The sequence below is a fragment of the Blautia sp. MCC269 genome, from assembly GCF_018785655.1.
GTDB lineage: Bacteria > Bacillota > Clostridia > Lachnospirales > Lachnospiraceae > Blautia_A.
In genome coordinates this window covers 22921-34562 of the sequence record NZ_WQQE01000124.1, presented here as the reverse complement: position 1 = coordinate 34562, position 11642 = coordinate 22921, and the positions used below count along the sequence as shown (strand labels likewise).

General features: G+C 33.6%; 11 protein-coding genes and 1 pseudogene. 3 read left to right on the top strand and 9 right to left on the bottom strand.

Going from position 1 to position 11642, the window contains the following annotated elements; genetic code table 11:
• Positions 1-228: 228 nt before the first annotated feature.
• Genes GPK88_RS18705 through GPK88_RS18690 form a run of 4 tightly spaced genes read right to left on the bottom strand, consistent with a single transcriptional unit; the run spans position 229 to position 4926 of the window.
• Entirely contained in the window at positions 229-1830 is a 1602-nt protein-coding gene (locus GPK88_RS18705) for a WG repeat-containing protein (RefSeq protein ID WP_215708137.1), read from the bottom strand.
• A 15-nt stretch (positions 1831-1845) separates the two neighbouring features.
• Positions 1846-2202 (bottom strand): hypothetical protein, encoded by a 357-nt coding sequence (locus GPK88_RS18700; RefSeq protein ID WP_173763176.1) that lies wholly within the window; start codon positions 2200-2202, stop codon positions 1846-1848.
• Position 2203: 1 nt separating this feature from the next.
• The gene (locus GPK88_RS18695; RefSeq protein WP_173763177.1) at positions 2204-3577 is read right to left on the bottom strand and encodes a zinc ribbon domain-containing protein; all 1374 of its coding nucleotides are present in this window, start codon (positions 3575-3577) and stop codon (positions 2204-2206) included.
• A gap of 35 nt (positions 3578-3612) precedes the next feature.
• Positions 3613-4926 (bottom strand): hypothetical protein, encoded by a 1314-nt coding sequence (locus GPK88_RS18690; protein ID WP_173763178.1) that lies wholly within the window; start codon positions 4924-4926, stop codon positions 3613-3615.
• A gap of 312 nt (positions 4927-5238) precedes the next feature.
• On the opposite strand from GPK88_RS18690, the pseudogene GPK88_RS19890 reads away from it, so the two are divergent.
• Positions 5239-5367: pseudogene (locus GPK88_RS19890) on the top strand (IS110 family RNA-guided transposase); the annotation flags it as partial.
• Between the two features lie 154 nt (positions 5368-5521).
• Complete coding sequence (locus GPK88_RS18685) at positions 5522-5917, top strand: ATP-binding protein (RefSeq protein ID WP_330597006.1); 396 nt, start codon at positions 5522-5524, stop codon at positions 5915-5917.
• A 118-nt stretch (positions 5918-6035) separates the two neighbouring features.
• On the opposite strand, the gene GPK88_RS18680 is transcribed toward GPK88_RS18685, so the two are convergent.
• The 5 genes from GPK88_RS18680 to GPK88_RS18660 form a co-directional block, all read right to left on the bottom strand.
• Positions 6036-6665 carry a hypothetical protein gene (locus GPK88_RS18680; RefSeq protein ID WP_215708136.1) on the bottom strand — a complete coding sequence of 210 codons (630 nt, stop codon included), beginning with the start codon at positions 6663-6665 and terminating at the stop codon, positions 6036-6038.
• A gap of 13 nt (positions 6666-6678) precedes the next feature.
• Positions 6679-6882, bottom strand: a complete 204-nt coding sequence (locus GPK88_RS18675) for a hypothetical protein (protein ID WP_215708135.1) — start codon at positions 6880-6882, stop codon at positions 6679-6681.
• On the bottom strand, positions 6879-7706 hold the full coding sequence (locus GPK88_RS18670) for a leucine-rich repeat domain-containing protein (protein ID WP_173762800.1): 828 nt from the start codon (positions 7704-7706) through the stop codon (positions 6879-6881). The genes GPK88_RS18675 and GPK88_RS18670 overlap by 4 nt, the downstream gene beginning before the upstream one ends.
• A 258-nt stretch (positions 7707-7964) precedes the next feature.
• The gene (locus GPK88_RS18665; RefSeq protein ID WP_330597004.1) at positions 7965-9068 is read right to left on the bottom strand and encodes an IS4 family transposase; all 1104 of its coding nucleotides are present in this window, start codon (positions 9066-9068) and stop codon (positions 7965-7967) included.
• A gap of 347 nt (positions 9069-9415) precedes the next feature.
• A complete protein-coding gene (locus GPK88_RS18660; protein WP_215708134.1) occupies positions 9416-10171 on the bottom strand; it encodes a fibronectin type III domain-containing protein in 756 nt (251 codons plus the stop codon).
• Between the two features lie 350 nt (positions 10172-10521).
• Here GPK88_RS18660 and GPK88_RS18655 point away from each other — a divergent pair, with 350 nt between their 5' ends.
• The gene (locus tag GPK88_RS18655; RefSeq protein ID WP_173762797.1) at positions 10522-11241 is read left to right on the top strand and encodes a LytR/AlgR family response regulator transcription factor; all 720 of its coding nucleotides are present in this window, start codon (positions 10522-10524) and stop codon (positions 11239-11241) included.
• The last annotated feature ends 401 nt before the right edge of the window (positions 11242-11642 follow it).

The following is an 11642-nucleotide window of genomic DNA, read 5'->3' as shown; positions in this document are numbered from 1 at the left end:
GTGAAAAGCCTAGTTTTTAAGCTACTCACCCTTTCTTATCATAGAAGAATCCTATTTACAGAGATTTTTTCATAGTCTCATTCTTTTTTTCACAGCCCCTTTGGTTGTTGTGTCCATATTTACTTTCCAAAACCACCTCTTACGATGGCTTATTTGTCATGCCCTTTATTCTTTGGCTATCCTCTACTTATTTGTTTCAAACTTCTTCTCTTATTTCTATTAACTCACTTATGCAGCATTTGAAATTTTCCGAAAAACACCTACATTATAAATTCCCGTATCAAAGGTTTCTATTTTATTACCATTGCTATCAAACAAAGTACATTCTGTATAATTTCCATACTCATCCCTCTGTCTATCAGCAGTAATATATGCACCATCTTCAGATATTTCACAACTATCATAGCTACATGGGACTATTAATTCTCCATTCGAACCAAGCATTCCGTAATTTGCCCCATCATAAACTTTTACTATATCAGGCACTGTATATGAAAGCATATATTTCTGATATTCTGTGTTAACTACCTCGCCTGACTTTAAGATTAACATACCATGTTTTTTCTCTTCGTTATTGCCAGCAATATACTTCTCATTTACTTCATGATTATCATGAGTTTCTGAAAACAGATATTCACCATTTGAATTAATAACATTCCAGTTCTCATTAATCCCTACTGCATAAAGATTTGAATCCATCTGCCAACACTCATCTGCATTTGTAAGAAAGCGCTCATTTCCATAAATGTCTACTATAAAAATCGCATCATCTTTCATTGCATAGGTCTCATCATCATACGAAAAATCCCCTAATGCATCATATTGACATGGTACTTCCAGATTACCTTCCAAATCTATAGCGCCATAATATCCTTCATAATTTTCAACAACTAAACGATTCATTCCACATTGTGAATTTATATCATAATATTCCATTGGCACAATAGTTTCGCCATATTCATTTATAATCTCAGCACCATGCCCTTCCTGAAAATCATACTCTGCTATCAGCAGATACCCTCCATTTACTTTCACCAAATTATCAGTAGAATCCTCCCACACTTTATAAATACCTGAATATTCCGCTTCACAAATCCACTCGTAATTCTCATCTATAATTCCATACATTCCCGTTTCAGCCTCACAAGCAATAAAATATCCAGAATCACCTATATTATATATACTGCTATACTCTGGAGACATCATAATATTTCCATTCTTATCCATAACTCCTAAATACTTCTCATCATAATCAAATGGATACGGAAGTCTGGTTATAGTTCTATATCCATAATTATCACAAGTAGAACCAATTGAACTGTTAATATAGCTATAGTCTAAAGGAATAATCTCTTCTCCCTCTGTATTTACCAATCCATAAATTGTATAATATTCACTTGCATCTGAGTCTGTCTGCATTCCAACTACCGCATATCCATCCTGATCAAATTCATATGCTGAATCATATTTACATTCAATAACTACATCTCCATCTGTGTTTATATAGCCCCACTTTCCTTCATTATTCATAAAAGGAGCCACATATACGCCCGAACTCTTCTTTTCAGCAGATATGTCTTTATCCACTTGTCTATTTTCTTCTTTCTGTGCTATTGCTTCACCTTGATCATTCCCAGAGTTTTTATCTTTAAAAAGCATAAATACTCCGGCCAGACATGCACAAATAGCTAGTATAAGTATTACAATTGCTATTATTCTTCCCGGATCATTTTTCTTTTTCTCTAATATCACCGGTAACTCTGCTCTGCACCATGTACAAAATTTTGCCTCATCTATATTTTCTTTCCCACACTTCGGACATTTCTTCATACGCACCTCTCTATTTCAGTTTACTCTTTTTCCACATTGTCCACAGAATCGCATTCCCTTTACTACTGCCCCGCAATACGGACAAAATTGATTTATCTGTGCTCCTGTACCCTGTGAAATTTCAGGTTTATCTTCATTTTTTTTATCTTGAGATTTACCTATTGTTGGAAGTTCTTTCTCCATATCAACCTGTGCTTTTTCCACAAATATCGGATTATTTTCCAAAGAAGACATCTGCAGACTGTTTCGGCTCTTTTCTTTTAAATTCGACAACCTTTCACATTCATTGTTTAATACATTAACTTCGGATTCTAACATGTGTATATTTTCTTCTAACTCTCTGCATCTTTCCCTATATTCTGTATCAGTCATACTATTTACCTCTTCTTTCCTTTCCGCAAAGCGGGCATTTATTATTTTTATTGGAATACACCTGTCCACAGCAGCACTGATGGTTTTCCCCGATATTTCTTTCCATACACATCACCATATTCGAATTAGCGAATCTTGCGCTACGAAGTTCATCAACAGAATAATCACTATATGCTGAAAAACCACTTCCTTTTTCCTCATATTTCTTCAGACTTTTATATATGTTATAACCTAAAATGTTTACTCTTGCACTTGCAATGCTATCCAAATCATATCCTGCATCCTGCAATTGGAATCTTGCGAAATTTTGTCCTTTTTTCTCAAATAGTGCATTTTGGGCAAACGTATTAACAGTGCCATCGTATCTTACTAACTGAATATCTACTATAAACTCCTCAATACTTGCCCATTCAAATTCCGCATATGTCAATTCAAGTATTAATTTACCATTTTCTTTCCTGATTTTAAGAGTTTTCATTCGAATCGGCAAAACTGGATCATAATTCATCACTTCAAATTCGAGGTTTGGTTTGTTCTTTGTCTCTGCTTCTGTATCACTTTTATAAAATACAATTACACAAATCAAAGCGATTCCTGCAAGCAACATCAGCCAAACGCCAACCTGCGTATTAATTGAAATCCATTTCCAGTTATCTTCTTCCATACTAATATCGAGATTCCATTTATACAATAAGATAGCCACTGATACTACAATTCCGCTGATACCTGCTATCGTTCCACTTACCTCAGATTCCTTTTTTTGTAAGACCTGTGCTATAAAATAGCCATTAATAAACAACATTACAAAACCAAACATAATAATAAATACAAATACTCCTAACACTTCTGGTGTTGAGTTCGTCCAATCTTGAAATTTTGAAATATCGTTCAATAGGTCAAAAATACCTGCGCAACTTATTGTTTGACCTTGAAACAGATCCGCATAATATAAGCTCACCCATGGCATGAATCCTGAAATAAATTCCAAAACAGCAATACATGCTGCTATATACCATTTGACGTCCATTTTAGAATTCTCAGTTTTTATAACTGGCATATTCGGTGCCGTTTTATTTCGTTCACAACACGGAATCTCTTTTTGTATAATCTTGCTATAATTATAAATTTTCAGTCCCAAACTATTTTTCTTTTTTAATAAATTTTCTTTTTGATATTCCAGTTGTTTTTGTTTTTGTAATTTTTTATTTATATCATTTTGATATTTCTTTTGAATATCATTATCTAACCCATCTATAGCTGATTCTCTACTTTCACTCTTCACAGTCTCATTTATAATGTTTCCACAGAACGGGCAAAACGAACCACCTTGGGACACTTCTTTTCCACATTGTGAACACCTTTTAACTTTTGTCATTTTCGCTTCTCCTTTATCATTTATTTAAAAATCTCTCAACTATGTAATTTGGCATCAGACATTCCAAACAAAATATCTGTTATATCACAAATCCCATTATATTCAAAGTTAAGTTCTCTGACTCCACTTACATCTATATCAAAATCAATCCGACAATTATCTGCATTTAGCTCTGAATTATCATATATTACATTTCCATCGCCTATTAATCTTATATGTGCAAATCCATCTTGAATCTGATCTGCTGGAAAATACCAAGATCCTGTAAGTCTTGAATAATTTTTTCCTAAATACCACGCATCACACGTACTGTATTCTTCTGTACCAAACGGATCAGTGACAAAAGAATACTCTATTGCATTTGCATAAGTATTTCCCTGAATATCCATTCCAGCCGTTTGCTCATTTCTCCAAGAACGGTTTGTTTCCAATAAAGGCATCAAATTTAATGACTGTTCTTCCGGTGTTTCCAATTTAGCAAGCTCAATCTCATTTAATCCATCACCGTTTTTTACTACAATGTTTCCTTTTTCCGTTGCTATTGCCAAATCACATTTCGTTGCCTCCGTAATCACACTTCCATAAAAATCCATAACCGCATAATAATTTTGTCCGTCAGTACCTTCCATATTTAAAAGAACGAGATATTTTTCTCCACATATACTTACTTTTAATGTATCAGTCCACCCATGCCAGAACTTATCAGCATAATCCGGATTGTAAATGTCGTAAACTTCTGCAGCAGCAACATCATATATATAAAACTCTTCCCCATCATAAATATAAACAGCCTGCTTTCCATCCGCATATACAAACTCAAAATCATCAGGTCTCAATATTTTATCCTCGGTAATATAATCAGTAATACCGGTATTTTGGTAATTTCCATCTTCGTCGATTTCATAAATTCCATACAATTGATCTCCATAAGATTCTCTGGCTCCGCTCACCGCACATCCATTATAAAAATGAAGATTATTAAAATTAACATTTATATCCAATTTCAAAAATTCCTGCGTCTTAGTATTTAATAACGTAGTGGTCTCTCCATCCGACAAAGCGAATATTCCATCTCCTGCATAATAGGATGATTCCAAATATTCATCATAGGCCTGATATTCTACAGTCCACATTCTCTCAACACAGTTATACACACCTAAATATATTCCTTCTGATGAAAAACCATTTTTTTCATTTCTTACCAGAACTAAACTATCTCCCTCTACCAGAATATCCGTAAATTCGATTTGTTGATCTTTTAGAATCTGATACGTCGAAGATCCATAAACATTAAAAACTCCCCAAAAAATTCCTGTCATTATCAAACATATTTGTACTATTCTTTTCATATTTATATCCATTCCTTTCGCTTCGCTCAGGCACAAAACGTTATGAAAATGTTTTCCTGAGCCTTTTTTCTTTATAATTCTTCTTATAGGAATCTCGGTATACTACAAATCACGGGGAGGTGAGTGGGCTGTCCGGCTTGCCGGATGACCGTATTTTTATATGTATAGTCCGCCTTTTTAAGCACAAATAAGTGTGACTTTGAACACGTAATCTTATCTTTGTATAAACAATCTCGTTTATGGCTTAGGCGTTCAGTCAATGCCGTTATTCCCTATAATTCTCTAAACCTCACTGTTCCGAAAGGAATCCCTATGGCTTTAAAAATCGTGTACAAAATCTGCTGTGGCATTGATGTCCACAAGACTTTTGTAGTTGCCTGTATTACTTCTACTGACAATAAAGACATCACTTCTTATATGGTACGTACAAATTATACCTACTATGTGCTAAACTTTGATTATCCATGGATACCTCTGTTGTCTTTTATGTGGTTTGCTAGACCCACATTCATTGTACAACGGAGGTTTTCAATTTGATATTACATTTATCGCTCCTTGCGTCCACGAGTCTCCCCAGCTCTGCTGAGGGTTTGAAATTGTTTCAATCAATACTTTTTGTGTAACTGCAATGAAGCAGTTTAAGAGTGTAAAGTATATAAAAGCGAACACTCTTATGAGCGAAATGGAACAGGCACGTATCAAATCCACAAATCTGGATTACCTGAATAAGCTGACCAAGCTGGATCTTCTTGTGATCGATGATTTTGACCTTATGGATCTCGATCTTGATAAATGCCGGGATCTTTTTGAAGTCCTTGACACCAGGGATGGAAGAAAATCAACTGTAGTCATCTCACCGTTTCCAGTCAGTACATGGTTTGATATGTTTGCTGATAATACCTACGCTGATGCGTGCCTTACACGAATCACAGATAAACATCATACATATCGTCTGGAGATGAACGGTATAAATATGCATGAAACAGAATGATATCATCTAGCGGTACTTCGTACCGTTAAAAATGGAATAGCCGTTCCGCAGTAGCGGAACTGGCATTCCGTTTGAGCGTAATTTGCACCTCTTCCCTATTTTACTGTGATTATTACTTTTACATTTTCATATGTTTTTTTCTGTTACTTGTAGTATTTCTATAATATTTCAAAGTGCTTGTTTGTTTAATCCATCTATTAGTTATCTGTTTCCATTTTTTTAATGAAATTTTTTTCTTGTTATATAAACATTTGTATTGTACATTTCCATTTTTTACTCCATTTACATACGCACCGCATATTACCTGTTTTACTTTTTTATTCTTTGTCAAGGTATAATACCAATATTCAACATTTCCACATCCACCCCAAGATGCATGTAAACGCTTTGTTATACAATTATAGCTTATCCCTGACATAGGACTCCCAATCTCACCTGCATATCTCAGTTTTCCCCGTGTATAAGTATATGCATATGCTTTGGTCGGTGAATTTCCAACTTGCTCTCTTCCATCGGTAACAAGAAGTTCTTTCAAGCCATCTTTATCAATATCCCATAATGTAAAATATCTGTATCTCCTTTGCGTCAGAAATTTTCGATATGCCTCTTGAGCTTTTCTCTTCGTCGAAGAAGAAGCCTTTGCTTGAACGATATATACACTAAAATTCAGTGATGAAGTTTCTACAGTTGTTAAAGTGAATATACTTAGTAATATTATAACAAAATACTTTTTAATCTTTCTCATCATATCCCTCCCTTAATCATCGTCTTGCTTTCGTAGAACGAACTATACCTCTCACATCGGATTTCTGGCGTGTCATTGCAATAATTTTGCAAAGAGCTCCAAATATATTACACTCTATGGTTTCAAAACTATTCGAATCAATTACTTTTGTTACAACTCCATAGTGTGGTGTTTTATCTGTACTCAAATCCACATAATCTACTTCTTTTTCTACATTCACTCCAAATCTATATCCGTTCCCGTAAGATTTTCAAGAAGTTGTACGTTTTTAACTGGATTATCCCCTAAGCTTAATTTCTCAAGATTTTTTAAATTCAGTAATGGTTCTACGTCTTCTATCAGATTCCCTTCCAGTTTTAACACCCTAAGTTTGCAGAGTTTACTGAGTGCAGATATATTCTTTATTTGATTCCCGTATAATATGAGTTCTTCTAGGTTTGTCATTTTCTCCAAGGCATCGATGTTTTTGATATCATTATTAGGCAGCCTCAATTCTTCCATATTAGTCAGTTCTTTTAATGCCTGTAAATCTTCGAACTCCGCACCCTGAATGATCAGACTTTTTAATGCAGTCAGATTTTTCAAACGATCAAGGGAATCTATGGAATATTCATCCAACTTCAGGTTTTCTAATTCAGTCAATTCTCCTAATGCAGTATTATCATCAACTATACATTCATTCAGACATAATTCACGAAGATAAGGAAATTTCTTTAAATCCTCTAATGTAGAAAATTCCTGCAATGCAAGTATTTCACACATATCATTCCCTGAATTGTAAACGTATTCTTCTGTCTTATCTTTCCAATCCAACTTCACTACATACTGCGAATCGATACTGATGCCTGTTATTCCTTCAATATCTGCATATGTTACTTCTTCTTTTTTCAAAGCATTGCAAATTGACTCACCAAAGTTTTCATCTTCCCATTGAACATTCGATGTACCTTCATTAGTATCCTGTACTGCTGCTTCTGTCTTATTTGTTGAAATAACTATTGAAAGTAAAAAGAGCATCCAACAAAAGCTCTTGATTTTTCTCATATTTTCTCTCTCATTTCTAGTCAAGCGAATATTAGCAATCCGCTTCGCTACTTGTTCATAACCGGATAACTGCTTCGCAGTTTATCAGAAGGAGGCTGCCCTCAATGTCATCAACTTAATATTAAAGTGTATAGATACCTTGACAACTAAATAATGAACAAAATTTATATGGCCAAAATTACATTTTAGGAGTATACTAAATAAAACATACAACCAAAATGTCATATGCCATGTAATAAATATGAGGTGAGATGCTGTTTATTTCAGGTTATAACGATATTTTCGGTCTGTATGTTTTTTCTTTCTGGAAAAACTACGACCATCTCTTACTGGAAATAATATTTTTTTTAACAACATGCAGATTTCATGTATGATTTCTGTTCGTCTGAACGTGTCGTGTAATAGTTGGGGCAGATAAAAAAGAAAAACTTTTATCGATGCCTGTATACTTATTTTTTTCTTATGACCAACAGAATTTATTTCCAGTAAAGAAATCTGTCGTAAATAAGAAATAATATTTAGCTTTGTCATCTGATTATAAAAATTCTGATAAACAGAATTTAGAGTTTTTCCAGTGAACTTTTCCAACTGAAATTTATTTTTCAGCTCATCATATTTTGTCTCAATTGGCCATCTGAAATGATATAACGTTTTAAAATCTTCAACAGTAAATTGGGTATCATAAATATTTGTGATCAATAATTCTTCACTGTTGTCATTGAGTTTAAAGCGAATGATCCTATGAGTGATATCCGGGTTCTTTATATCCGTAGAAATCTGATCTGCGTTAATAGATTCTCTGATATATCGCGGATTACTGTTTCCAATTCCCATTCGAATCACATATTTCAGATTATGCTGACTGAGAAAACGGTAAACTTCTTTTCCGGGATATCCGCGATCCAACAAAAGAATGGTATTTTCCAAATGCGTTTGTTCAATCAATGTATAGAGGTTTTTTCTTTCTGATTCATTACAATTTGAAAGAATACCATTTATAATATGATCTGATAAAGGATCGTAAAGCAATGAGACCAATGCTCCTGCTCGTTCTGAAAATTGATTCCCACAAGTACCAAGGGCGTTTCTGATTTCAGAAGTATCCGGTGGAAGAATTTTGGATGCATCAACAGCAGCAAGAAAATATCCCTTATATTGCTTGTGGAAAATTAATTTTTTTGCAGAAAATTCAAAAAATTCTTTGCAGGAAGTATAATTCATTTTGTTTCTGGCTTTTGAAAATGCCTGCGGAGAGACTGATGGAATCTTCCCACAAAATTTTCTGGTCAGCAATGGTATTTCGCTTTGTAAAGAAGCACCCGTATGTGCAAGCAACCCCCAAAAGTATTTCTGAAAGTCAATATCATGTTGCGGGTAAAATCTTTTTCTCTGAGAGCATGCCTGCGAATGAATTCGGTATCATTTAAACATTGATCAATAAGAAGAAAAAAATGTTCTAATTGTTTCATATACAGCCCTCCTATTATTAAGATAATTAAACGATGACTGTATTTAAACCTATTGTCAAGTATTCGTTTCTGACAGCACTGGCATTTTTAATTATTTTGTTCATTATTTAGTTATCAAGGTTCCTAGACTTAAGTTGATGACATTGAGCCTGCCCTCCTCCTGATACAAGCAAGTCTCCGCCCACTGCTTATTTCTTTTCGCAATTGAAGCAGAGGACTTACTTGATTCGGTTAAAGTATCTACATTTTGATCCTTATTACTGCAGAATTATTGCTGTATACCTTTTTACCATCAATTGTTTTGTAAGCACGAACAACATAATAATAATTCTTTCCGCGTTTTAATCCTTTATCTATGTAATAATTTCTTCTTCTCGTTATTGTTGCAACCTTCTTATAACTGCCTCCATAATTTTTTCTTAATAACTCATATCCCGTAACATTTCCAAGATTTTTCCATATTATTTTAGCTTTTGTGGAAGAAACTTTTTGTATTTTAGTTATCTTTGTAGAATTTAAAAGTTTTCCCTGGACTGTTAATGAATACGGATGTTTTTCTGAATTAGAATTATAAAGTTCCATTAGACGAATATAATATTCTCCTGCATTACAAGTACTCCGCAGAATTGTACTATTCTGATTTTTAGATCTGTTATATAACCAATCGTTACTATCCATCAGATAATTTCCCTGGCTATTATATAACGACACTGAAACACCTTGTGTTCCTTTCATAGTTACTGTAATAGTGATATTCATTTTTACCGGAGCCTTGAAATAAAAATACTCTTCATAGCTATCCCATGGATCCATGAGCGTCGGGGGCTGATTATTCCGTGCCACTCCTTTGATCGTACTATTGATCTTTACCTTCTTTGCACTCTCCATCCAACTATAACTATCAGCCTGTACCGGCATTCCAGAAACCATAAGTAGACTAACTACCATTACTACTAATACTATAAAACTACATTTTCTTTTCATCCTTGAATACATAAAATCTCTCCTCCCTTTTCTCAATTTACTCTCTTACCACATTGTCCACAGAATCTGAGACACCTCTCTTCCACATTGCAAACATCTTTTTATTTTATCCATTTTCTTTCCCCCCAATATGCCTAATATGATGAATTTTTGTAACTTTAATTTTACCATACTTTTTTCTTTTTTTTAGTCATTTGCATAAACAGACATAGTAAAGTACATAATTAACCATTTACTATTTCTACAAGCATCAGTTTTTTAAATTTTTCATTTGTCATAGATTTTTTGCTTAAATATTCACCATCAATTGAAAAATTGTGTTATAATACTTTCAAAATTACTTATTTCAAGGAGAGATTCCTATGCTGAAACTCGCAATATGTGAAGATAATGACATTCAATGCAGACAAATTCATACATTATCCTGTTCTTCTCTTGAAATTCCAGTCGAAATTGATACCTTTTCTTCAGCCACTGATTTTCTCAATCAAATTTCCAATGAGCAATGCCCTTATCATATTATTCTCATGGATATTGAACTTGGATCTGAATCTGTGTCTGGAATCAAACTTGCTCAGAGAATCAATTTATTAAATCCGAATACACAAATAATTTTTATCAGTCAGTATCTGCAATATGCATCTTCTGTTTATGAAACAAATCATATTTATTTTGTTTATAAGCAGCAAATGGAAAAATACCTTCCCAAAGCACTTTCTGCTGCCTGTCGTAAATTATCTGATCTTCAACAGAAATATTTTTGTTTTAATTACCAGTCCCGAGATTACCGTCTCCTTCGTTCTGATGTTCTTTTTATGGAGCGAAAGCTTCGAAATACTGAAATACATACTAAATCAAAAATTTACTATTGCCGCGAAAAAATTTCGGTTCTTATTGAACAACTAAAACCTGATTTTTGTATATGCCATAAAAGCTTTGCAGTTAATATAAATGCAATACATACTCTCAGCCATGCAGGTATTGAACTATCCGACGGTACACATCTTCCTGTAAGCCGCAATTGTTACCAGGCAACAAAAGATTCTTTCGCACAATTATTACTAAAAAACGAGGTGCTATGATGTTAGAAAATCTATTAGTTACGCTACTCCTTGCTACATATTACACCACTACATCTATATATTGTTTCCTGCAACTTTTTCCCAAACGGATAACTTCCAATGCAAAAAACTACTTTCATGTTATAGTTTCCTTTATTCTGATATGGTCTTTTTTTATGATTAAAGCATATAATCATTCAGCCGAAATGACAACACTCACACAATTAGTTATATTTTTAAACCTTTCTTTCTTATTCAAAGCACCCATTAAACAAAAACTACTGTCTTATTTTATTTATCTTTTGGGAGGTATATTAGCAGAACTTTTATCCGTAAATATTTATATACAACTTTATAATCTGTTTATTCATCAAAATTTATATACTGCATTAAATATTTATTCTCTATGCAGTTTTCATGAA

Coding starts and splice junctions, on each gene's coding strand:
- GPK88_RS18705 (WP_215708137.1), bottom strand. CDS start 1,830: ATGAAGAAATGTCCGAAGTGTGGGAAAGAAAATATAGATGAGGCAAAA.
- GPK88_RS18700 (WP_173763176.1), bottom strand. CDS start 2,202: ATGACTGATACAGAATATAGGGAAAGATGCAGAGAGTTAGAAGAAAAT.
- GPK88_RS18695 (WP_173763177.1), bottom strand. CDS start 3,577: ATGACAAAAGTTAAAAGGTGTTCACAATGTGGAAAAGAAGTGTCCCAA.
- GPK88_RS18690 (WP_173763178.1), bottom strand. CDS start 4,926: ATGAAAAGAATAGTACAAATATGTTTGATAATGACAGGAATTTTTTGG.
- GPK88_RS18680 (WP_215708136.1), bottom strand. CDS start 6,665: ATGATGAGAAAGATTAAAAAGTATTTTGTTATAATATTACTAAGTATA.
- GPK88_RS18670 (WP_173762800.1), bottom strand. CDS start 7,706: ATGAGAAAAATCAAGAGCTTTTGTTGGATGCTCTTTTTACTTTCAATA.
- GPK88_RS18660 (WP_215708134.1), bottom strand. CDS start 10,171: ATGTATTCAAGGATGAAAAGAAAATGTAGTTTTATAGTATTAGTAGTA.
- GPK88_RS18655 (WP_173762797.1), top strand. CDS start 10,522: ATGCTGAAACTCGCAATATGTGAAGATAATGACATTCAATGCAGACAA.